The organism is Chamaesiphon sp. (genome assembly GCF_041738855.1).
Taxonomy (GTDB): Bacteria; Cyanobacteriota; Cyanobacteriia; order Cyanobacteriales; family Chamaesiphonaceae; genus Chamaesiphon.
This window is the reverse complement of record NZ_JBGSPA010000117.1, coordinates 36,295-58,283: the sequence shown is the minus strand read 5'-3', so window position 1 is coordinate 58,283 and position 21,989 is coordinate 36,295. Positions and strand designations below refer to the sequence as shown.

At 47.3% G+C, this 21,989-nt stretch carries 21 protein-coding genes, 1 tRNA gene and 2 pseudogenes; 17 read left to right on the top strand and 7 right to left on the bottom strand.

Annotated features, from left to right (window positions below; translation table 11 throughout):
* From ACEW9I_RS10995 to ACEW9I_RS10950, 10 genes and pseudogenes are all read left to right on the top strand, one after another.
* Positions 1–244: pseudogene (locus ACEW9I_RS10995) on the top strand (transposase); the annotation flags it as partial.
* Between the two features lie 349 nt (positions 245–593).
* Positions 594–1,030: pseudogene (locus tag ACEW9I_RS10990) on the top strand (TROVE domain-containing protein); the annotation flags it as partial.
* A 100-nt stretch (positions 1,031–1,130) separates the two neighbouring features.
* Positions 1,131–1,268 carry a 50S ribosomal protein L34 gene (gene rpmH, locus ACEW9I_RS10985; protein ID WP_373540379.1) on the top strand — a complete coding sequence of 46 codons (138 nt, stop codon included), beginning with the start codon at positions 1,131–1,133 and terminating at the stop codon, positions 1,266–1,268.
* Positions 1,269–1,289: 21 nt separating this feature from the next.
* A complete protein-coding gene (gene rnpA / locus ACEW9I_RS10980) occupies positions 1,290–1,661 on the top strand; it encodes a ribonuclease P protein component (RefSeq protein ID WP_373540378.1) in 372 nt (123 codons plus the stop codon).
* On the top strand, positions 1,651–2,070 hold the full coding sequence (locus tag ACEW9I_RS10975; protein ID WP_373540377.1) for a PH domain-containing protein: 420 nt from the start codon (positions 1,651–1,653) through the stop codon (positions 2,068–2,070). Before rnpA ends, ACEW9I_RS10975 begins: the two co-directional genes overlap by 11 nt.
* A 175-nt stretch (positions 2,071–2,245) precedes the next feature.
* A complete protein-coding gene (gene yidC / locus ACEW9I_RS10970; RefSeq protein WP_373540376.1) occupies positions 2,246–3,436 on the top strand; it encodes a membrane protein insertase YidC in 1,191 nt (396 codons plus the stop codon).
* Positions 3,437–3,560: 124 nt separating this feature from the next.
* Entirely contained in the window at positions 3,561–4,070 is a 510-nt protein-coding gene (locus ACEW9I_RS10965) for a protein jag (protein WP_373540375.1), read from the top strand.
* Positions 4,071–4,146: 76 nt separating this feature from the next.
* The gene (locus tag ACEW9I_RS10960) at positions 4,147–4,668 is read left to right on the top strand and encodes a DUF177 domain-containing protein (protein ID WP_373540374.1); all 522 of its coding nucleotides are present in this window, start codon (positions 4,147–4,149) and stop codon (positions 4,666–4,668) included.
* 140 nt (positions 4,669–4,808) lie between these two features.
* The gene (gene gndA / locus ACEW9I_RS10955; RefSeq protein ID WP_373540373.1) at positions 4,809–6,227 is read left to right on the top strand and encodes an NADP-dependent phosphogluconate dehydrogenase; all 1,419 of its coding nucleotides are present in this window, start codon (positions 4,809–4,811) and stop codon (positions 6,225–6,227) included.
* A gap of 220 nt (positions 6,228–6,447) precedes the next feature.
* A tRNA-Asp gene (locus ACEW9I_RS10950) sits at positions 6,448–6,521 on the top strand.
* A 166-nt stretch (positions 6,522–6,687) separates the two neighbouring features.
* Here ACEW9I_RS10950 and ACEW9I_RS10945 read toward each other — a convergent pair.
* From ACEW9I_RS10945 to ACEW9I_RS10935, 3 genes are all read right to left on the bottom strand, one after another.
* Positions 6,688–7,311 carry a response regulator gene (locus tag ACEW9I_RS10945; RefSeq protein ID WP_373540372.1) on the bottom strand — a complete coding sequence of 208 codons (624 nt, stop codon included), beginning with the start codon at positions 7,309–7,311 and terminating at the stop codon, positions 6,688–6,690.
* Entirely contained in the window at positions 7,308–9,182 is a 1,875-nt protein-coding gene (locus tag ACEW9I_RS10940; protein WP_373540371.1) for a histidine kinase, read from the bottom strand. The genes ACEW9I_RS10945 and ACEW9I_RS10940 overlap by 4 nt, the downstream gene beginning before the upstream one ends.
* A gap of 122 nt (positions 9,183–9,304) precedes the next feature.
* Positions 9,305–9,451 carry a hypothetical protein gene (locus ACEW9I_RS10935; RefSeq protein WP_373540370.1) on the bottom strand — a complete coding sequence of 49 codons (147 nt, stop codon included), beginning with the start codon at positions 9,449–9,451 and terminating at the stop codon, positions 9,305–9,307.
* 28 nt (positions 9,452–9,479) lie between these two features.
* On the opposite strand from ACEW9I_RS10935, the gene ACEW9I_RS10930 reads away from it, so the two are divergent.
* The 4 genes from ACEW9I_RS10930 to ACEW9I_RS10915 all read left to right on the top strand — a co-directional run bounded on the left by ACEW9I_RS10930 (position 9,480) and on the right by ACEW9I_RS10915 (position 13,075).
* Positions 9,480–10,241 carry an SDR family oxidoreductase gene (locus tag ACEW9I_RS10930; protein WP_373540369.1) on the top strand — a complete coding sequence of 254 codons (762 nt, stop codon included), beginning with the start codon at positions 9,480–9,482 and terminating at the stop codon, positions 10,239–10,241.
* A 134-nt stretch (positions 10,242–10,375) separates the two neighbouring features.
* The gene (locus ACEW9I_RS10925; RefSeq protein ID WP_373540368.1) at positions 10,376–11,140 is read left to right on the top strand and encodes an ATP-binding cassette domain-containing protein; all 765 of its coding nucleotides are present in this window, start codon (positions 10,376–10,378) and stop codon (positions 11,138–11,140) included.
* Positions 11,141–12,685, top strand: a complete 1,545-nt coding sequence (locus ACEW9I_RS10920; protein ID WP_373540367.1) for a glycine betaine ABC transporter substrate-binding protein — start codon at positions 11,141–11,143, stop codon at positions 12,683–12,685.
* Positions 12,686–12,889: 204 nt separating this feature from the next.
* Positions 12,890–13,075 carry a hypothetical protein gene (locus tag ACEW9I_RS10915; protein ID WP_373540366.1) on the top strand — a complete coding sequence of 62 codons (186 nt, stop codon included), beginning with the start codon at positions 12,890–12,892 and terminating at the stop codon, positions 13,073–13,075.
* Between the two features lie 171 nt (positions 13,076–13,246).
* Here the strand turns inward: ACEW9I_RS10915 and ACEW9I_RS10910 are convergent, their stop codons facing one another.
* The gene (locus ACEW9I_RS10910; RefSeq protein ID WP_373540365.1) at positions 13,247–13,795 is read right to left on the bottom strand and encodes a DUF4351 domain-containing protein; all 549 of its coding nucleotides are present in this window, start codon (positions 13,793–13,795) and stop codon (positions 13,247–13,249) included.
* 160 nt (positions 13,796–13,955) lie between these two features.
* Between ACEW9I_RS10910 and ACEW9I_RS10905 the strand changes: the two genes are divergently transcribed.
* Positions 13,956–14,255 (top strand): hypothetical protein, encoded by a 300-nt coding sequence (locus ACEW9I_RS10905; protein ID WP_373540364.1) that lies wholly within the window; start codon positions 13,956–13,958, stop codon positions 14,253–14,255.
* On the top strand, positions 14,252–14,617 hold the full coding sequence (locus ACEW9I_RS10900) for a clan AA aspartic protease (RefSeq protein WP_373540363.1): 366 nt from the start codon (positions 14,252–14,254) through the stop codon (positions 14,615–14,617). Before ACEW9I_RS10905 ends, ACEW9I_RS10900 begins: the two co-directional genes overlap by 4 nt.
* Positions 14,618–14,783: 166 nt before the next feature.
* Here the strand turns inward: ACEW9I_RS10900 and ACEW9I_RS10895 are convergent, their stop codons facing one another.
* The gene (locus ACEW9I_RS10895; RefSeq protein WP_373540362.1) at positions 14,784–16,385 is read right to left on the bottom strand and encodes a pentapeptide repeat-containing protein; all 1,602 of its coding nucleotides are present in this window, start codon (positions 16,383–16,385) and stop codon (positions 14,784–14,786) included.
* A 188-nt stretch (positions 16,386–16,573) separates the two neighbouring features.
* Between ACEW9I_RS10895 and recN the strand changes: the two genes are divergently transcribed.
* Entirely contained in the window at positions 16,574–18,316 is a 1,743-nt protein-coding gene (gene recN, locus ACEW9I_RS10890) for a DNA repair protein RecN (protein ID WP_373540361.1), read from the top strand.
* A gap of 139 nt (positions 18,317–18,455) precedes the next feature.
* Here recN and ACEW9I_RS10885 read toward each other — a convergent pair whose 3' ends face one another.
* The gene (locus ACEW9I_RS10885; RefSeq protein WP_373540360.1) at positions 18,456–19,064 is read right to left on the bottom strand and encodes an SMI1/KNR4 family protein; all 609 of its coding nucleotides are present in this window, start codon (positions 19,062–19,064) and stop codon (positions 18,456–18,458) included.
* Positions 19,065–19,209: 145 nt separating this feature from the next.
* Positions 19,210–21,846, bottom strand: coding sequence for an alanine--tRNA ligase (alaS, locus tag ACEW9I_RS10880; protein WP_373540359.1), 2,637 nt, complete (start codon positions 21,844–21,846; stop codon positions 19,210–19,212).
* Positions 21,847–21,989: the final 143 nt, after the last annotated feature.

The following is a 21,989-nucleotide window of genomic DNA, read 5'->3' as shown; positions in this document are numbered from 1 at the left end:
TTACTGGAGACACATTCATGATGTGGGTAATGGATCTCTGTCACTGGGTCGTTCAAGTAGTTCGTGCGCACCTCAAGAACACAAAGGATTTGTGCTGCTACCAAAACGCTGGGTTGTTGAACGCACTTTTGGCTGGCTATCTTGGTGTCGCCGATTGAGCCGGGATCATGAAGGTTTACCAGAAACTGCTCAGATGTGGATTTATATTGCGATGATTCGGATTATGGTTCGTCGTCTGGCATAATTTTATACCCCTCTTCGACTTTTCAAACACCCTCTAAGCATTAACTACTTTTTCTCTCAGATCGACGGAATATGGCTTCATTTTAACAATTGATATTTCTTGTATTACTGTATCTCATATTACTGTAAAGTGCTGTAACGCACCGATTTTTGCTTCGATTTAATACTTGTCTGCAAAGACCGAAAATACCTCATGACCTATAACTTCTTACCAACAAACAAACCCAAACCTCTCAAACTCAACCCATCCCCAATACTTCTCGTTTAAGAATTGCTAGCGACTGAAGTCGCCGCTAGTGACGCAAAGTCCGCCTACGCGGACTAATTAGTTTTTAGATTAACCGAGAAGTATTGCCACCGCGATGGCATTAGCATCAGCAAAAGCCGAAACTAACTATATGATTCGCGGGTTTTCCACCGAATTTCGCGATTTAGGTATTACTAAAAAAGATACATTTACTTCAGCATTGGCTAAAGCTAAAAATCAAAATTTCGGCGGTACTGATGCTAGTGTCGCCTATGATTGGATGCTAAAAAATGATTTTAAAGCTGATGTAATTTGTTTCTGGACAGATAGCGAAAGTTGGGCGGGAGCTAGACATCCTAGTCAAGCTTTGGCTGAATATCGGCGGAAAGTAAATCCCCAAGTTCAGGCGATTACATCACCCTACAATCAGCACAGATAACAACTTTAGTAGATCCTCAAGATCCGCTGTCTTGGGATTTAGGCGGCTTCGATCCGACGATGACTAGAGTCATCCAAACGATCGCGATCGGGAATGTCTAGCAACGTGCGCGATCGAGCGTAATAGCTGTTATAATGATACACTGTGGCTTTTTTGCTTACCACAATATTAATAATTAGTCAAATCGAGCGGATATAAGTTATGACCAAGCGTACTCTCGGCGGTACTAACCGCAAACAAAAAAGAACATCTGGGTTCAGAGCGCGGATGCGGTCGCGGACAGGACAAAAAGTGATCAAAGCCCGCAGAGCTAGAGGACGGCATCGCTTGTGTGTGTAGGTTAGGATCGCCAGATAGCAAGTGTCATTGCCTAGACCCCATCGACTCAGACGCAGGCAAGATTTTCAAAAAGTTTATCAGCAAGGTAAATTTCATCAACAGGTGCATTTGACACTCAGAAGTTTGCGACATCTGCCAAATACCGCGACTGAAAATCTACCTGCTACTCGGTTTGGGATCTCTGTCAGTCAAAAAGTGAGTAAAAAAGCAGTAGTTCGCAATCTGCTCAAACGACAAGTGAAAGCGGCTCTCCGTCAACTGTTACCGCAGATTACCAGCGGCTGGTCGGTAATCATCGGAGTCCGACCTTCAGCGCAGGGATGCGAATATGTCCAAATTTTGCGAGAATTAGAGCAGTTGTTGACAGCCGCAGAGGTACTTGATGGGAATTAAAGAAGAAACGTTTTATGAAGGTGGTCCACATATCGGGGATCTGATTTTTCATATCTTTTTAGCATTATTTGTGGTGTTTATCCCGCTAACGGTTGGCTCGATCGTTAGAGCGATTTGGTTGAGGTACAAAATTACCGATCGCCGCGTCTCAGTGACTGGTGGGTGGATGGGTAGAGATCGCACCGATCTTGTTTATTCGGAAATTACGGACGCCCTAACTATCCCCCGTGGGTTAGGATTTTGGGGAGACATGGTACTCACCCTTCAAGATGGTAGTCGTCTAGAATTACGATCGCTCCCTCGCTATCGGGAAATATATAATTATATCAACGAGCGAGTAATCGCCAAAAATGGACAACCGTTGTTGAGCGCGATCGAAAAAGCAGAAGCAGCCGCTCAAACTACTTAATTAGGGTTTAGGCTTTAGGCTTTAGGCTTTAGGGTTCAGGCTTTAGGGTTCAGGCTTTAGGGGTTATGGTCGATTTTTGACCCGACACCTAACACTCAACACCTAACACCCAACGCCTAACACCTAACACCTAACACCTAACACCTAACACCTAATACCTAACACCTAGCTCACAATGGACTTCGGAATCGGATTTATTTCCAACAACATCATGCTGCCGATCATAGATTTTTTCTATGGCATCGTGCCTAGCTATGGACTAGCAATCGTCGCGCTAACTTTGGTAATTCGGTTCGCGCTCTATCCGTTGGGGGCTGGTTCGATTCGCAACATGCGGAAGACCAAGATCTCTCAACCATTGATGCAGAAACGGGTCAAGGAAATTCAACAGCAATTCAAAGACGATCCGACCAAGCAGCAGCAAGCGATGAGTGATGTCTATAAGGAGTTTGGTAACCCGTTGGCGGGTTGTCTGCCTGTAGTGCTTCAGATGCCCGTCTTGTTCGCACTGTTCGCCACCTTGCGCGGATCGCCATTTTCCAATGTCGATTACAACGTCAACTTGCAAGTCTTACCCAGCGAACAGATCGCCCAGGTGCAGCCGCAGGTATTTAGTAGCGAACCGCATAGTATTTATTTCAACACCAACATTCACACGCCCGTGATTGCCAGTATCCCAACGGGGAATGTTGTCGGTGTAGGACAAAAAGCTCAGGTTGAGTTCAAAGGCATCGACGGTAAACCCTTTGGCGAACTAGCCGCACAGTATCCAGATTCCCAACTTACCCCCGAATGGACGGTCACCAAGGGGATGGAAAATGTTAAGGTGACACCAGATGGTCAAATTGAAGCGATCGCACCTGGAGATGTCACGATTAAGGGGACAATTCCTGGAATTGCTGCCAATACTGGGTTCTTATTTATCGATGCGCTCGGACATGTCGGCGCGATCGATCCTGACGGCAAAATCCATTGGGATATCATTGCGATGATCGTCTTCTTTGGCTTGAGTCTGTATGTCAGCCAAAACTTATCGAGCAACGCCTCCCCGACGCCAGCACTCGCGGGCGCAGGCGCAGGTGATACCAGTGCCGAAAAAGAACAAGCACAGCAAGCGGTCAATAAATTCACACCGATTATCTTTTCAGGGATGTTTTTATTTTTCCCACTCCCGGCTGGAGTCTTGATGTACATGGCGATCGGTAACTTATTCCAACTCGGTCAAACCTACTTTGTCAACCGCGAACCGCTCCCCCCAGAACTCCAAAAGCTGGTAGACCAACAAGAGCTAGCCAAAGCCAAAGAAAATACCGAACGCGAGGAAATCCCGTTCGAGAAGCCCAAGTCGAAGAAGAAAGCAACATAAATTCAGTGGATAGTGAATGGTGGATGGTGGATGGTTGAGGGATATTGGATCGCAACCTAATACCTACCTACCGACTATCCGATCCACTATTCACCATTCACTATTCACCAGTCACTATCCCCTCATGATCGACCAACGTCTAGACCGTGGCAAACAGTGGTTGGAACAACTACTGAGCCTATCAGGTATCGCGACTGCTGTAGATACCCAGCAACCAGACGGAGCTAGTGCCCCTAATTACTGGCTGACGATCGATCCGACCCCACTTACACCCGCTCAGAGCGAACTACTGATCGGTACTGAAGGTGCAACGATCGATGCGATCCAATATCTCGCCAATGCTAGCCTAAACATCAATCAGGAAGCCGATCTCCAAGCAGGTTACACGATCGAATTAAATGGCTATCGCCAACAGCGAGCGATCGCTCTCAAAGCAATTGCTGATGATGCCGCCACCCAAGTGCGGGCAAATGGCACCGAAGTCGTCCTGCAACCGATGTCCTCCGCCGAACGCCGTCAGATGCACACCTTTTTTGATAGCGATCCCAGTTACAGTGACCTCTCCACTTACAGTCGCGGACAAGAACCCGATCGCTGCCTAGTCGTAAAATTAGCCCAAGCACCCGAAGCGTAAGCAATCGGCACATAGGGATTAAGTCGCCCGATTACTTATTACTTATTACCTGTCACCCATTACTTACTGCCGATCGATGGAACCACTTTTTATTCCTCAACTAGCCAATCGACAAGATCGCACCCTGGAGATTATTGTCGATCGATCGATTCCTGAGTTTGAGACACTCACCCCTGTCAGAGGGAAGATCGTTGTCAAACATGGGGGGACATACTTGGATGTATCCGCCCAGACAGAGACGATTATCACCCTCAAATGCGATCGCTGCTTGCAACAGTACAACCACCGCCTGGTACTAGATGCCTCTGAAATTATCTGGTTGGAAGCCGAATCTGAAGAACCCGCCCGTTACGGGGTAGAGATCAAAAACGATCTCGAAGACTTGGTTGATTCTTTGCCACCAGATGGGCACTTCCAGCCGGATGTGTGGCTGTACGAGCAATTGTGCCTAGCCGTCCCACAGCGACAGCTTTGCAATCTAGATTGTGCGGGAATTGCCCCCATCCAGACACCGATCCCCACACCAGCTAAAACTCAAGTAGTGGACAATCGGTGGGGTATCCTGGAAACGCTCAAAGAGCGACTCGACAACAATTAAATTGGTGGATGGTACAATTTCTCGTCGATTGTTACTCAACTCATCCCCAACTTTACAAATATTTATCTAAATTACCCCAAAAAATGGGGATCGAGCTAAGGTGAGGTGGAGTCCGATCGAACCCTACATCTCCAGTATTTATGTCTCTACAAAGCTTTGGTGTGATTGGTTTAGCAGTCATGGGTGAAAACCTCGCCCTCAATGTCGAACGCAATGGCTTTCCGATCGCAGTTTTCAATCGAACGGATACCAAGACCAAGGAATTCATGAAAACCCGCGCCGTCGGGAAACAAGTCAAAGATACCTATTCATACCAAGAATTTTGCGCCGCCCTAGAAACTCCCCGTAAAATCCTGATCATGGTCAAAGCAGGTCAACCTGTTGATGACACGATCGAGCAACTGATCCCGTTTTTAGATAAAGGCGATGTCATCATCGATGGTGGTAACTCCCTATTTACCGATACCGAGACCCGTACCAAGTACCTCGAAGGGCAAGGATTTACCTTCATCGGCATGGGTGTCAGTGGTGGTGAAGAAGGCGCGCTCAACGGCCCTAGTATGATGCCAGGAGGCACCGAAACTGCCTATCGCAACCTCGAACCCATTCTGGTCAAAATCGCCGCTCAGGTAGACGATGGCCCCTGTGTCACCTACATCGGCAAAGGTGGAGCTGGCCACTACGTCAAAATGGTGCATAACGGGATCGAGTACGGCGATATGCAGTTGATCGCCGAAGCCTACGACTTGCTCAAAAACGTTGCAGGTCTAGACCACAAGCAATTGCATGAAGTCTTCACCCAGTGGAACAAAACCGACGAACTCAATTCCTTCTTGATCGAAATTACTGCTGATATCTTCAAGTATATCGACCCTGAAACCAACCAGCCACTAGTGGAAATGATTCTTGACGCTGCGGCGCAAAAAGGTACCGGACGGTGGACTGTCCAAAGTGCCTTGGAACTAGGCGTCTCGATTCCAACGATCATTGCTGCTGTAAATGCGCGGATCGTATCCTCAATCAAGACCGAGCGGGTCGAAGCGGCTAAAGTCCTGACGGGGCCAGATGGCAAGTTTACAGGCGATGTTCAAGTATTCATCGACCAGGTAAGGGACGCGCTCTATTGCTCTAAAATCTGTTCCTACGCTCAAGGGATGGCATTACTGAGTGCTGCTTCCAAAGCTGAGGGCTACAATCTCAATCTGAGTGAGATTTCACGGATCTGGAAGGGTGGTTGTATCATTCGGGCGGGATTCTTGAACAAAATCAAGGACGCCTTCAAAGCCGAACCAGATTTAGCCAATCTGCTCCTCGCTCCTGAATTTAGACAGACGATCCTCGATCGCCAAGCCGCATGGCGCGAAGTTATCGCTCAAGCTGCAAAAATGGGCATCCCCGTTCCGGCTTTTAGCGCATCGCTAGACTACTTTGATAGTTACCGCCGTGGCACGCTCCCCCAAAACCTGACTCAGGCGCAACGGGACTATTTTGGTGCCCACACCTACGCCCGGATTGACAAACCAGGTGCCTTCCATACCGAATGGGTGAAGGAAGCCTAATTGCTCAGGGGGTGGGGAGACAGGAGACGATCGATCTTTGACCGACTCTCGTCTCGATCCCCCACCTCCATCCACACGAGGAACAATGGCTTCCCATCTATCTTTTTACCCCTCTTTCCCCTCATCACAAATAGCAACTAGATATCGGTGTCACAGATGAGTAAACTAACTAGTTGACATATCGGCAAAGAAAGTGCATAATGAGATCTGTTGAATAAATGGGACTGTAGCTCAGTTGGTTAGAGCGCGCGCCTGTCACGCGCGAGGTCGCGGGTTCGAGTCCCGTCAGTCCCGTCCTAGTGAAAGTCAGATGTAGATAAAAGCTTCCGTTATTAAATGGGAGTTTTTGTGTTTAGGCGGTGCTGAATTTAAGTGCGATCGTCAATGCCCGAAATCTCTACAGAAAATCATCCCTGAATTCAGCACCGCCTATTTTGGCAGTGGTGGATAGTAGGATGATTTATAAGTTAGTAATGCCACGTTTGATGGCAATGACGACGGCTTGAGTGCGATCGCTCACTCCCAGCTTAGTGAAAATATTGTTGATGTGAAACTTAATCGTGCTCTCGCTAATACACAGATCGTTGCACATTTCTGGGTTCGTTTTGCCTGCGGAAATTAGCCGCAGTACTTCCAACTCTCGATCGCTCAATTGCGGTTGGGACATCCGCTCGGCTAGTTTGGCACCGACGGCGGGGGGAATATAGCGGTGCCCACTGTGGAGGGTGCGGATGGCATCGAGCAGTTCGCTCATTTTGCTGTCTTTAAGTAAGTAACCTTTAGCCCCTGCTTGCAAACCGCGAAAAATATCTTCATCGGTATCGTAGGTAGTCAGAATGGCAATCTGAGCATTGGGAAATTCTTGGCGAATAGCGACGATCGCTTCTACCCCATTCAGCTCTGGCATCCGCAAATCCATTAAAGTGACATCGGGTTGATGTTGGCGGAATAATGCTACTGCTTCAATACCCGTCCCTGCTTCAGCAATTACCTCCATCCCATCGGTCAATTCCACCATGCGGACTAAACCATTTCGCACGATCGCATGGTCGTCAGCAATCAAAACTCGAATCGGCGCAGTCATAGGGGTACCTGTACGAAAATTTCTGTGCCCTGTCCGGGTTGGGTCGTAATCCGCAGTTGACCGCCAATGCGGTCTGCACGTTCGGAAATACTAATTAGACCAAAACCTTCTGTCTGAACTTGTGGGGAGAAGCCACAGCCATTGTCTTGAATGCACAGGCTAACTTGGTGGGGACTATATTCGAGCTGAATCGTCAGCGTATTAGCTTGTGCGTGTTTGAGGGTGTTGGCGATCGATTCTTGACCGATGCGGAGGAGGTTGATCCCCACGAAATGCGATAACGGGACGGGTGCGCCTACGATTTCGATTTGGGTATGTAAGTCCGTGCCAGCAGTCAGATTTTCGACACAATCGGCAAGTTGCTGTGCCAGATCGGCAAAGTCTTCGGTTGCTGAATAAATCGACCATACCGAACGGCGGGCTTCACCCAGTCCCGTCTGGGCGAGGCTACTAATCCGATCGAGGATGGAGCGGACTTCGGGGGAGTGGTGCGGGTTCAGGTATTTGACAAGTTCGAGTTGGACGGAAATACCTGTAAAGGTTTGAGCGAGGGTATCGTGAATTTCACCAGCCAAACGGTTCCGTTCTTCATAAATTGCCGCTTGCTGGGCTTCTTGGGCAAGTCGAGTGAATTGGACTACCAGGATTACTTGATGCGCTAAAGCTTGGGCTAATTCGATCTGCTCGGTAGCGATCTGATGTCCGCTGGGCATCCGCACGACTAAGGCACCGATACACTTATGACCGAGCACTAGGGGTACATTAATCTGTTTGTACAGACTGTCTGCTGGCAGCCACTTGACATGTTGGAAGTAGGGATCGGTAAGCCAATCTTCGGTGATGAAATATTGTTTGTGAGGCGGAAGATCCTCAGTTGACATCATTTCAGGCGGGATGGGAAACCCATCAACTCCGAGATGATTTGGATATTGCTGCAATATTTCGGCTCGATTGTATGTTCGCCCATGCCAACTCATCATGCCAATGTAAGCAGTGTCGTCTGGGTGATACCAGTATTCGGCGAGGGGGGAGTCAAATTGCTCGGCGATCGCACCGAGTATTTGTCCTAAAAACTTCTCTAAACTTGTCTCTGTAGCTAGATAATCGAGGGACTTTCTCAATACTTCGTTGGCTTTTTTTAATTCGGCGGCACGAGCTTGCTCTGCTTGTAAAAGGGCTGTGGTAGTGCGATCGCGTTGAATCGCACTACCGATACAAGCCGCGATCGTCCTCAATACGGCAATTTCAGCCGGACTAATGCAAACAGGGGATTGGCAATAATCAAGACCTAACACGCCCCACCACTGCTCCTTCACCCGAATCGGCACAGCATAACTCGACTCGACCCCAATTGCTGCAAATGCGCTCCGCAGCGGCTCTTCCCATTCCGCCAGCAACCCACCAAATCCATCTCCATTGACGTAGTATCGTTCGAGGAATGGCTCGATGCCTGCGGTGCAAATACACCCCGACTCCAAGTGAGACATTTGGCTGACGATACCCGATCTCGTCCACTCATAAATTACAGTATGGTATGTGGGCAACGTCGCGGGAGACACGCAAAAATTTTCGAGCACATTAATTCGATCGCAACCCGATCCTTCACCCAGTATTCTCAAGGCAGTATCGATCGCCTCATCGAGGTTGTCGACGGTCAGCAAAATATTAGTAGCTGCGGATGCCGCTTCTAACAGCCGATCTCGACTTTGGTGCATCCAGTTATCTTCTGACTCCACAGATTGAGAACGAGCTGCCGAGTCATGAATCAATCGATCGTTTTCCTGTTGAAGTCGCACTATTTCTGCTGATAACTCGATTGTTTGCTGCTGGTATTGAGCTAACACATCCGGTTGTTCCTTGCTCGTATCCATAAGCGCATGTGTGAGGAATATTATCGAGGTTTCTAGCCCAAACCGAACCGATCGATCGCTTAGTTTTGACCTGTACCACAGTCTAGTTTATCCCCTGTCTACTGGACTAGTTGAGAACTAATCTAGGGCAGGGGGACATCTGGGTATAGTTGTTGTAAATTCAATGGAAGTTTATTTTTCAATCGATCTTTACCAAATCTGTCAAGACTCAAATCGGTGCGATCGCCAATTGCCAAGAATATGACGATCGCCAAATTTAATCGTCGCAACTACAATTACCAATCGCGTGGAGTAATCATGGAAATTAACAATGCTGTCGTACTCGTTACAGGTGCTAATGGTGGTATCGGTTCGCATTTTGTGGCGCAACTGCTCCAGTTGCAAGTCGCCAAGATTTATGTCTGCGCGCGGAGTATTAGCAAGCTCCAGCCTTTAGTCACTCTCGATCCAACCAAGATTATCCCGATCGAATTAGATGTTACTAATCCCCAGTCTGTCACGGCAGCAGCGGCAAGCTGTCCCGACGTTACCATCCTGATTAATAATGCTGGTACCTCACTAAATCACGGGATGATTTCGGCACCAGATCTCGAAGCAGCCAGAGCGGAAATGGACGTAAATTACTTTGGCATGGCGGCAATGTGTCGCGCTTTTGCACCGATCCTCAAGCAGCACGGCGGTGGTGCAATTGTCAATATTTTATCCCTATTAGGTAAAGTAAATTTACCATTTAGCGGCTCCTATAGTGCTTCCAAGGCAGCAGCGATTTCGATGACTCAGAGCGTTCGGGCCGAACTAGCCGCTCAAAACACGTTGGTGGTGGGCGTGATGCCAGGAACTGTAGATACAGATCTAGCTAAAGTATGGCCAGATCCGAAAGTTGCACCTGCCGAAGTTGCCAAAGCTGCACTCCAGGCGGTTATCGACCAGGCGGAAGATGTCTATCCTGGCGAACAGGCGGCACAGGTTTCGGCGCAACTACTAGCCGATCCCAAGGGGGTGGAGAAATACATGGCGAGTTTCTTGCCAGGGATGCAATTAGCAGGTACCAACGCTTAGAAATAGGCAAATGCGTAAGAAATATGGCGGTGGTGAATCGAGGGATGTTCATTTTTAGGAACTCCCAACTAAAATCTAAGATGGAGCCAATGCCGCACCCCATCCGATCGATTAATTCCCCCCGCTCAACCCTCATGCCCCACCCCCCACCAATTACCGTCGAATTTCGCGATGTCAGCTTCGAAATCGATCGCCGTCAACTCCTATCCCACCTCAATCTCACCATTTATCAGGGCGAAGCGATCGTCTTATTGGGGCGGAGTGGGAGCGGCAAAACTACTACATTGAAACTGATCGATCGACTCCTGACCCCCACCGCTGGATCGGTTTTGGTAGACGGTCGCCCTACTACCGATTGGGATGTCATCAAACTGCGGCGGCGAATTGGCTATGCGATCCAAAATATCGGCTTGTTTCCGCACTTCAATGTCAGCCAAAATGTCGGACTGGTACCTTCATTAGAAAAATGGCAAGCACAGCGGATTCAGTCCCGCGTCCAGGAAATGTTGAATTTGGTTGGTTTAGATCCAGACATATTTGCCCACCGCTATCCTCATCAGCTCTCTGGCGGTCAGCGTCAGCGAGTCGGGATCGCCCGCGCTCTAGCTGCCGATCCGCCGATTTTATTAATGGATGAGCCTTTTGGTGCCCTCGATCCGATTACGCGACTCGAATTGCAACAGCAATTTCAATATTTACAACAGCAACTCGGCAAGACCGTCATCTTCGTCACTCACGATATTCAAGAAGCTTTATTCTTGGGAACGCGGATTGGGCTAATGGCTGAAGGTAATCTCGTCCTATTAGGAACCAGAGAAGAATTTCTCGCATCTCAACACCCAGAAGCACGAGCTTTTATTGCTTGTTTGAATCCGTGGCAATATGGAGCCAAAGTATAATTGAAAGACCTCATCTCAGTCATCGATCGCTCTGCACCGGAAATCTTGCTACGGAGTGGCGAACATATTATTTTAGTGACGGTCGCGATGTTAGTAGCGATCGCCATCGGCATTCCATTAGGTATTTTCATTACCCGTAGACCGAGACTAGCTCCACCGATTCTCGGCATTGCCAATGCTCTTCAAACTATTCCCAGTTTAGCGATTTTTGGATTCCTGATTTCTGTGCCATTTTTGGGAGGGATTGGCAAAAATCCAGCGATCGTTGCCTTGATTCTCTACGCTTTATTGCCGCTAATTCGGAATACTTATATCGGGATTAATAATGTCGATCCAGCGGTGCGAGAAGCGGCTGTAGGAATGGGAATGACCGATTGGCAACTATTGACCCAAGTCGAACTTCCCCTCGCTTCAGGCGTGATTTTGGGGGGGATTAGAGTCGCCACAGTGATATCAGTTGGGATTGCTACGATCGCCGCAGCGATTGGCGGCGGCGGGTTGGGTGTGTTTATTTTTAGGGGACTGGCGACTGTCAATAGTCAGTTGATTTTGACTGGAGCGATCCCCGCTGCCGCGATCGCTTTAGGTGCAGATTTGGGATTAGGATGGTTGGAAACAAAGCTGACACAGCAACTACCTTTCTGGAGCAAGATCGATCGTCGAGTTGCTGTCATTGCAGGCATATTAGGTTTATTATTAGCAGGAGCGATCGGTATAAATTATCAACAAGCACCGCCGACAATTGCGATCGGTTCCAAGAATTTTACCGAGCAAATTATTCTCGGAGAATTACTCGCCCAACAAATTGAATCCCATACTAATATCAAAGTCGAGCGACAATTAAATTTAGGCGGTACATTCATCTGTCATGAGGCAGTTAAAGCTGGACAAATTGCTGGGTATGTCGAATATACTGGGACATCTCTAACGGCAATCTTAAAGCAGGAAGTCAGCAAAGATTCACAAGTAGTCTTCAATAATGTCAAGCAAGCATACGATCGCCAGTTTCAATTAGAGGTAATGTCACCATTAGGTTTTGAAAATACCTTTGCTTTCATTGTCAGAAATGAGGATGCCAAACGTCTCAATATCAAAAATCTGTCCGAAGCAGCACAATACACACCTCAAATGCGCGGCGGATTTGGATATGAATTCCTCGAACGCAAAGATGGCTATCCAGCCTTAGCTAAGACGTATGGATTGAAATTTGCTAAGACTCAACAGATGGAGTTTGGATTGATGTATCAAGCATTGAAAGATAAAAGCGTGGACTTAATTGCCGCAAGTTCTACAGATGGCTTGATTCCGATTTTGAATTTGGTTGTCTTAGAAGATGACAAAAAGTATTTTCCACCTTATCAAGCAGTCCCAGTGTTCAATCAAGCAACTCTCAAAAAATATCCAGAACTCCGCACAGCAGTCAACCAATTAGCGGGTTTAATTTCCACCCAAGATATTCAAAAGATGAATTATCAAGTAGACAATCGATCGATGCCTGCTGCTCAAGTTGTAAGAGCGTGGCTCAAATCTAAAAATTTAGTTTAAAGCTATCATCTTGATTAGGTAGAACTATGCTTAATAATTTTATTTTACCAGAATGGTTTAAAGCAACATCACAGCTAGAGAATGAATTATTGCATTTGTGGAATAAATCTTACTATGAATTATGTGAGGACGATTTTTTTGACAAAAGTACTCTAGTCAAAGGTGAATTAAAATCAGATACAGTGAAATTGCTGCAACTTCTTGATGGCGGCGAAAAGTATCGATAGTTGTTTAGAAGGAGCAGGAATCTGCGAAGGAAGTGTAGACAAGAGAGCAATTTTTAATTGGCTAATTATTGATATTTTCCCAAGCGCATATTATTATCGATTACCTAGCCTTATTTATACGGAAAAATTTGATATTGAAAACTGGACTTATTTTAAAGGTTAGTAGCCAAAAGTAGGGTAGGCATTTCCCACCACTCAACCCTAAGCAGAGAAGCAACTTCGACTTATTCACTCGATCGATTTAGCTGCATACTCGATCGCTATTTGTTCGATTGTTTCCAGATCGATCTAATTTAATTTACTCGATCGTATTGGTGATTTAAAGCTGCTGCTTCTAGGATCGATCCGCATCCAACCAACCCACCAAATCACCCATCTGATTAAAATCCAACAACGCCTCACCCAAATCATCCAACCGCGTTTCTAACTCGATCGATAAATTCCCCACCCGCCGATTTAACAACCGCAAGATCAAAGACTGAGCTTGCTTTAATTCACCTTGCTGTTCGATCTCTTGATAGATAACAGATTCACGCATCATCTCACTCCGAATTACTCGTCTAATCGTATCCCCCTCTAATTTTAACCCACCGAGAATACTTGTCGCCGCCATCAAGTCATTTTTACTAGCCGAATCTGGTAACTCATCCAATCTACTCACCACCTGTCTTAACATCCCCTCTAGCGCATCTGTGCGACTCAACACCGCATAAGGTAACAATCCTGGCGTAGCTAGAAACACCTCTGGCTCGACATCCCAAATCCGCACCACATTAAATCGACACTCCAAATTCTCTAATCTAAACATCGATTCACCCAATAACCAAGTCGCAAACTCAGCCGAGTAGTGTTCGACTAAAAACTTGGATACATTATCGAACATCCCGACTCCTCGATCGCTGGGTGAATTATTCAGCCTAATCTTAGCATCGATCGCATTGTAAAATTAAATGTTCGTAATAACAACAGATCGCATTTTATCATTCGATCGACTTTGGTATAATGATAGTAAGAGATCGAAATGTAGCGCAGTTACGGGGATTATGACTCAATCAAATAGCGATCGAGCAAATGCTCGGGTTAAGAGCGATCGCGAGATCGCCAAACGCGGACGGGATCTGTACGATCGATCGCTCCGTACCCAGGTAGAAGTACGAGACAATATCGGGAAGATTATCGCGATCGATATCATCACAGGTAACTATGAAATTGATGATAACTTATTGGAAGCTAGCGATCGACTCCTATCTCAATTTTCCGATGCAGCTATTTGGATCGAACGCATTGGTTTTAATGCTGTTTATGCAGTCGGTGGTACTTTAACAAAGGTAGAATTATCGTGATTAATGGCATTGTCATCGGACGACAACCACAGGTAAAAGTCATCATCAGAATATCCGGCTACCCAGATCTAGAAATTGGCTGTGTAATTAATACGGGTTTTGAAGGAGCTTTGGCTTTGCCTGTTGCGGCGATCGCGAAGTTACAACTACCTTATGTAGCAAGTGTCCATACAAACTTAGCTAATAATGAAAACATCATTACCCCAGTACATCGCGCTACGGTATTGTGGGATGAAGTGGAGCTAGAAGTACCAGTATTAGCAATGGGTATTCGTCCACAAATCGGCACATTGTTACTAAATAATAGCAACTTGAATATCGATTTTAGTGACGGTAGTATTCTCAGTATCGAAGCTTTGTAAGCAGGTAGGTGTAATTATTCACCATTCACTGTCTCGTTGGCGTAGCCTCTCCCTCAGGAGAATCGCGCTAAACCCTCGGGGAACCCTACGTATCGCGAATCGCCATTCACCATCCACCATTTACCCCCTGCCCTAGATATCTAATTTGATACTGGGAAAGGAGTATCTAAGGATGTGTAGAACCATCTGGCATCTTTGCTCCAGTCAACTTGGCACCATCTAGCTTGGTGCCAACCAAGATGGCTTGACGGAGATTGGCATAAGATAGATCGGCATTACTCAGATCGGCACCTGTGAGATTGGTATTGGTCAGATCGACTTGTTGAAATTCAGCAAATCTCAGATCTGAGTTGGTCAAATTGGCACCGCGCAACAAAGATCCTGTGAGCTTGGCATAAACTAGTTTCGCCCGAGTTAAGTTCGTACCAACTAAGTTAGTCCCGATGAGTTTGGCTCCGTACAAAGCAGCGCGATCGAGATTTGCTTTAGTCAAATTTGCGCCACTCAGATCGGTATCGCGAAATATGGCGAGAGTAAGATTGGCACCAGTAAAATTAGCTCCAATCAAACTAGACTGAGGTACAATCGCCCCTGTGAGTTCGGCTTTACTAAAATTCTGATAATTGAGATTGCAACCATCACAACGATTTTCTTTCAGTAACTTACCGCGATCGGATGCGGCAAATATGGCTTCCTTGGCGATCGCTTGATTTTTGGCAATTTGAGCGGGACTGAGTTCTTCCTCGCCTGGAGCGAGGATCTGAAGCCCGATGAGTACCAAACTCAGTAAGGCACCAACAGCAACGATCCAGCGCAACCACCGCAATTTTTTGGGAGGTTTGGGTAGATTAAATGCTAAGTTTAATTGAGGATGTTCGAGCGGTAAGTTGGGACTTAGATCGGGTGGTGCCAGTGGGACGGATTCACGACTGCTCATCAGTGCCAGCCGCTGCTGAGGATTGGGTTCGACCATTGATTCGAGCCAGAGCATCAGCTTTGGATCGGTATCCGCTGGGATGAGGTGTCGAAATTGCAGGTGATATTTTTCATCCATCAAGGATGGGGCTTGGCTGGTAGGTGTACCAGTAAGCAGACAGATCAGCGATATTGCCAGACTATAAATATCGGAGCTGGAAGTGATGCCCAGATCGAGTAGCTGCTCTGGCGGCATAAACCCAGGTGTTCCAGTCGTAGGCTGCACATCATTGTAGGGATAGATGCTAAAATCGACCAGATAAATCATCAACTCAGGAGCAGTATTGACGATGATATTTTCTGGCTTAATATTCTGATGAATGACGATTGGGATGAGCTGATGAAGATAGTTGAGGATCGCCAACACTCGATCTGCGACTAGACGAATATCTGAAGGTGGAAGTGTGCCGATATCGGCAAGCGAGATACCTAGCTGATACTCGCGCACGACACAAAATCCCGTTGGGGTGGTGAAGGAATTTAGGTAACGGGGAATATTCGGGTGGTCGAGCTGTTGTAAACGGGTGATTTCTGGTAAATAATGAGCATAGTCTGATGAGATGTCCGACTCGGGTAGATACCACTGTTTGATGACGACCGATCGATCGCCATTCAGATCTTGCGCCAGATAGGTAGTCCGATCGCCATTCCCTCCAGCAGACGGTAAACCACCTCCATGCGTGGACAATTGTGCGGATACCTGGTAACCATAGATATTCAAGTCAGGTAGACGATCGCTCTGGGCTTGCACAAACGACCCACTAACAGGTGCAGCATCGTCCAACTCATTCATGGCAGCATTTTGAATAGAGATATTTGTCTACTTTAATACATCCCTCATCGCGATCGCTTCCATCATCCGGCGGAATTGTGAGCGCAAGGGCGATCGCGGTGCGAGAGAAATGGGAAAATAGTTGTGTTACTCCCTCATCTCACCCTACCTCCGCTTCCCGATTCCTTGTCCTTTAATCCTCTGTCCCGATGCTATTGTCTCTGCGTATTCAAAACTTTACCCTCATCGATGAGTTGGAACTTGAATTTGGGGCGGGATTGAATGTACTGACAGGGGAAACTGGTGCGGGAAAATCGATTATTCTCGATGCGATCGATCTGGTATTGGGTGGCAAAGCTACCGTGCGGATGATTCGCACGGGGATGGAGAAAGCCACCATCGAAGGCACCTTCGATACTACGGAGCGCGTACGAGGATGGCTGATCGATCGCGAATTTGAGCTAACTGACGATGATACGGTGATTTGTAGTCGGGACTTGAGCTACAGTGGGACTCACTTGCGCTCGCGGCTGCGCGTCAATGGGACAATCTGCAATCGTCAGCTCACCCAAGAACTCCGCGAACTCCTGATCGAGATTACCGCTCAAGGGCAGACAGTGCAACTGACAAATACCATCCACCAGCGAGAATTACTCGATTTGTATGGCGGTACGCCCCTGATTCAACAACGCGCCCAGATCGCGACGATCGCTACTGCCTACCAGCAAGCTTATCAAACTTGGCTCGATCGCCAGCAAAACGAACAGCAACGCCTCCAACGGCTCGACTTGCTCGAATATCAAGCGCGAGAACTCGCTGAAGTCGAGCTAACTACCCCCGACGAACTCCTCAATCTCGAAACCGAACGCCAACGCCTCAGCCATGTCGTCGATCTCCAACAACAGAGCTACGCCGTCTACCAATTACTCTATCAAAATGATACAGGTGCGATCGCCGTTGCCGATCTCTTGGGCAAAGCCGAATCTACTCTCATCGATATGGTAGAAATCGATGCTAGCCTCCAATCCAGCCTCGATCTCGTCAGCCTTGCCCTTGCCAATGTCACTGAAGCGGGACGAGAAATCAACTATTATGGCGACGCACTCGAAGCCGATCCCGATCGACTCCTCGAAATCGAAGCCCGGATTCGCACCCTCAAGCCGATCTGCCGCAAATATGGCCCCAGCCTGACTGACGCGATCGAACACGAAATTGCTATTCAAACTGAATTAACCCAGCTTACAGCCGCAGGAGTATCCCTCGAAGAACTCGAACATCAAGCCCACGATCTCCGCACCCAACTAGCCACAGCTTGCCAACAACTTACCACCCTCCGCCAACAAGCCGCGATCGATCTCGAACGACATCTGATCCGCGAACTCAAACCCCTGGCGATGGATAAAGTCAAATTTCAAGTCAAAATCGCCCCTCAACCGCCCACAGCTACAGGTGCAGATAGCATCACCTTCCAATTTAGCCCCAATCCCGGCGAACCCCTCCAACCCCTAGCTGATACCGCCTCTGGTGGTGAAATGAGCCGCTTCCTCCTCGCCCTCAAAGCTTGCTTCTCTAATAATGGTGGCGCAGGTACCCTGATTTTCGATGAAATCGATGCTGGCGTATCGGGAAAAGTCGCTCAATCGATCGCGAGTAAGCTCCATCACCTCAGCCAGTCTCAGCAAGTACTCTGCGTCACCCACCAGCCGCTGATCGCCGCAATGGCCGATCGACATTTTCGAGTAGCTAAAGAAACGATCGGTCAAGATAATGGTAACTCAGAGCAGGAACGGACGATCGTGCGGATTGAGGAGCTACATTCCCAACAGCAACGCCGCGATGAAATTGCCCAAATTGCGGGGGGACAATCAGCGCAGGAAGCGATCTCGTTTGCGACATCTTTGTTGTCTCAAGCGAAGACTAGGAAAAAGGCTGTTAAACAGAGTCAGAAGTAGGTATTTGGGGAGATCGAATGCCGCACGATTGAAATCGTCGCTGGTGTTGCGAAGTCCGCCTTCGCGGACTGGGATTTCTTAACCCGCGAAGGCGGGTTTTGCATCATGAGCGGCGGTTTCAACCGCTGACTCATCTAAATTATGGTGGCGAATAATCTTCTATTTCTGGATCGATTTTTCTCACAATCTCTTGAGCGAGATCCTCATCCGTATACCAAATCGGTACATCTTCATCAATTTGTTGATAATATGCAGCTTGTCGATAACATTCGATCGCAGTTAAGATAAATCGATCGAGACTACTATTAATTTTGTGAAGATCGTCTACTTTGGGTCTAACCCACACAGATTCATCGTCCGGTAAGGTTCTAACATGAACTGTATATCCACAACCATCATGAAGAAAAGGAATCATATCAGGTTCCCAATTCCCAAATTCATGATATTCTTCTTCACCTATTTCATCGATTAGATCGGATCTCATTTCTCGATACATTTCAATGTATTCATTAATTCTATCCAGAGAAATTAAATCATAAGCTGGAACTAAATCATATGAATTATAGTTATCATATGCTAAACCTGTAACGCATGAGTAAATAGCAATCAAGGCTTCAGGGATTGGACGAATATCTATTAAATCTTCAATTTCCTTTCTTGAATACCCTTTTCCCAATGCTTCAACATATTCTGGCCGTGTAGATCCAATTAATTCGAGTAATTCTCTAAACAATGATTGAGTATCCATAGATTCTAGTAAATAGTACGATCGAATACCGCACGATCGAAATCGTCGCTCATGTTGTAAAGTCCGCCTACGCGGACTAATATCCCCAACCCGCGAAGGCGGGTTTTGCATCACAAGCAGCGGTTTCAACCGCTGACTAACCAAACTAACCCAAATCAGCCTCCAACTCCGCCAAAGCCACCGCCAAAGCCTCCTTCACCTTACTTGCATCCCGTCCCCCAGCCTGAGCCAAATTCGGTCGCCCACCGCCGCCACCGCCGCAGATTTTGGCGATATTCCCGATAAACTTCCCAGCCTGTAAACCCTTCGCATTTACCCCTTTACTAAAAGCCGCCACCAAACTAACCTTATCCGGTTCGGGAATTGATGCCAGGACGATCGCGCCTTCTCCGAGTTTATTTAATAACCGTTCCGCCGCAGTTTGGAGCGCAGTAGGATCGACATCACCCAGTTCGGCGATAATGATTTTAAACTCGCCGATCGATATTGCTTGAGTTAGTAATTGTTCTGATTTAGCGATCGCCAATTCTCCCTTGACTGTCTCTAATTGCTTCTGATTAGCTTTAAGTTCAGTTTGCATCGTCGAGATTCGATCGAGAATTTCTTCGGGTTTAGCTTTAAACCGATCGCTCAATTCTTTGACTACTTTATCCCGTACATTGAGATAATCCAAAACAGCATTACCCGCCACTGCTTCAATCCGTCGTACTCCCGCAGCTACACCCGCTTCGCTGACTATTTTAAATACACCAATCTCGGCGGTATTGGTGACATGAACACCGCCGCACAATTCCATCGATACACCAGGGAAATCGATGACACGGACTTCGGCACCATATTTTTCGCCAAACATTGCGACGGCACCTTTAGCCTTAGCTTCAGCGATCGGGATGACCTCAATTATGGCTCCATGCGCCTCAGTAATCCAGGTATTTACCAATCCTTCTACCTGTTCGACTTCCGCAGGTGTCAGAGCGCGGGGACAGTTAAAATCAAACCGCAATCTGTCGAATGAAACCAGGGAACCTGCTTGAGAAATCTCAGGATCGACCAGTTTTTTCAAGGCTGCTTGTAATAGATGCGTTGCCGTATGATTGGATTGAGCGCGACGACGACAAGCCGCATCGATTTGGGCGGTAATTGTATCACCTACCCGCAAACTTCCACGCTCGATCGATCCAAAGTGAACGAAGAAATCAGACTCTTTTTTCACATCATCAATGCGGACTAATAAATTATCCCCCGACAAGTACCCGCGATCGCCAACTTGTCCGCCAGATTCCGCATAAAAGGGACTTTTATCTAAGACAATTTGCACGCTCGTTCCTGCATCTGCTTCAGCTACCGATGCACCTGCAACTAATAAGGCGACAACTTCAGCCTGACTAGTAGCGTGAGCATAGCCCAAAAATTGAGTAGCATGGATGTGTTCGGCAAGTTTGTCTAAAGAACCTTGAACTGTCAGATCGATCGATTCTACCGCACCACGCGATCGAATTTTCTGGATCTCCATCTCGGCATTAAATCCAGTTTCATCAACAGTTAAACCCTGTTCTTCTGCGACTTCCTGAGTCAATTCCAGTGGGAAACCATGAGTATCAAATAGCGTAAACGCATCCTTACCCGAAATCTGCTTCACGCCCTGACTGAGCGCGTCCGCAATAATATTTGCCAGTAACTTCTCGCCATTTCCTAGCGTTTTTAAAAACTGGACTTCCTCCCGTTGAAGTTCCGCCTTAATTTTGTCAGCCTTTCCCCGCACATTAGGATAAGCAACTTCCGACATCGCGATCGCACTTTCAGCAACCTTCGTCGTAAATTCAGCATCAATCCCAATCAACCTGCCATGACGCACCACCCGCCGAATTAAGCGTCGTAAAATATAACCCCTCCCAGTATTTTCAGCCCGAATACCATCGGCGATCATGTGTACAACCGCCCGAACGTGATCGCCGATTACCTTCAACGAAGTCTTGGTTTTTTCATCACTACTAAAATAATCAATCCCCGCAATTTCCGCCGCAGTTTGAACGATCGGAAAAATCAGATCCGTCTCATAATTATTCGGCACCTCCTGAAGGATTTGCGCCATCCGCTCCAAACCCATTCCCGTATCGATGTTCTTATTCGCTAACGGTGTCAGATTGCCATCGACATCGCGGTTGTACTGCATGAACACCAGATTGTAAAACTCAATAAATCTGCTGTCATCCTCCAAATCGATATTGTCATTCCCCAATTCGGGATGGAAATCATAATAAAGCTCAGAGCAAGGCCCACAAGGCCCTGTCGGCCCCGACACCCAAAAATTATCGTCAGCACCCAATCGCTTAATTCGCAGGGGATTCACGCCAATTTTGTCCCGCCAGATTGCAAAAGCTTCGTCGTCATCCTCAAACACGCTGACAACCAACCGCTCAGGGGGAAGCTTAAACACCTGCGTCGAGATTTCCCAACCCCATGCGATCGCTTGTTCCTTAAAATAGTCCCCAAAGCTAAAATTGCCCAACATCTCAAAAAACGTATGATGCCGCGCCGTCCGTCCCACATTCTCGATATCATTGGTACGGATACATTTCTGGGAAGTCGTCGCACGGGGAAAATCAGGCTGACGTTGACCCAAGAATATCGGCTTAAATGGTAACATCCCCGCGATCGTCAATAATACCGTCGGATCTTCCGGCACCAACGAACCACTCGGCAACGGCTGATGTCCCCGCTGGCGATAAAAATCGAGGAAGGCTTGACGGATCTCGGCACCACTGAGTTTGAGAGCAGACATAGGACTTTAATATAGGGAGGCAAGTATAATAGCTATCTCTTTCTATTGTGCCATTTTTGGCTTCGGCGGTAACAATGGAATATCTTTCAATTGGTAGCTAATTCGCGTCCTCCATTTGGGAGCACTGTTAATGGTGTATGGCT

Coding starts and splice junctions, on each gene's coding strand:
- ACEW9I_RS10905 (WP_373540364.1), top strand. CDS start 13,956: ATGACTCAATCAAATAGCGATCGAGCAAATGCTCGGGTTAAGAGCGAT.
- alaS (WP_373540359.1), bottom strand. CDS start 21,846: ATGTCTGCTCTCAAACTCAGTGGTGCCGAGATCCGTCAAGCCTTCCTC.
- ACEW9I_RS10965 (WP_373540375.1), top strand. CDS start 3,561: ATGATCGACCAACGTCTAGACCGTGGCAAACAGTGGTTGGAACAACTA.
- ACEW9I_RS10915 (WP_373540366.1), top strand. CDS start 12,890: ATGGCGGCGAAAAGTATCGATAGTTGTTTAGAAGGAGCAGGAATCTGC.
- yidC (WP_373540376.1), top strand. CDS start 2,246: ATGGACTTCGGAATCGGATTTATTTCCAACAACATCATGCTGCCGATC.
- ACEW9I_RS10885 (WP_373540360.1), bottom strand. CDS start 19,064: ATGGATACTCAATCATTGTTTAGAGAATTACTCGAATTAATTGGATCT.
- ACEW9I_RS10940 (WP_373540371.1), bottom strand. CDS start 9,182: ATGGATACGAGCAAGGAACAACCGGATGTGTTAGCTCAATACCAGCAG.
- ACEW9I_RS10930 (WP_373540369.1), top strand. CDS start 9,480: ATGGAAATTAACAATGCTGTCGTACTCGTTACAGGTGCTAATGGTGGT.
- ACEW9I_RS10910 (WP_373540365.1), bottom strand. CDS start 13,795: ATGTTCGATAATGTATCCAAGTTTTTAGTCGAACACTACTCGGCTGAG.
- ACEW9I_RS10945 (WP_373540372.1), bottom strand. CDS start 7,311: ATGACTGCGCCGATTCGAGTTTTGATTGCTGACGACCATGCGATCGTG.
- ACEW9I_RS10975 (WP_373540377.1), top strand. CDS start 1,651: ATGGGAATTAAAGAAGAAACGTTTTATGAAGGTGGTCCACATATCGGG.
- ACEW9I_RS10925 (WP_373540368.1), top strand. CDS start 10,376: ATGCCCCACCCCCCACCAATTACCGTCGAATTTCGCGATGTCAGCTTC.
- recN (WP_373540361.1), top strand. CDS start 16,574: ATGCTATTGTCTCTGCGTATTCAAAACTTTACCCTCATCGATGAGTTG.
- gndA (WP_373540373.1), top strand. CDS start 4,809: ATGTCTCTACAAAGCTTTGGTGTGATTGGTTTAGCAGTCATGGGTGAA.
- ACEW9I_RS10960 (WP_373540374.1), top strand. CDS start 4,147: ATGGAACCACTTTTTATTCCTCAACTAGCCAATCGACAAGATCGCACC.
- rpmH (WP_373540379.1), top strand. CDS start 1,131: ATGACCAAGCGTACTCTCGGCGGTACTAACCGCAAACAAAAAAGAACA.
- ACEW9I_RS10895 (WP_373540362.1), bottom strand. CDS start 16,385: ATGAATGAGTTGGACGATGCTGCACCTGTTAGTGGGTCGTTTGTGCAA.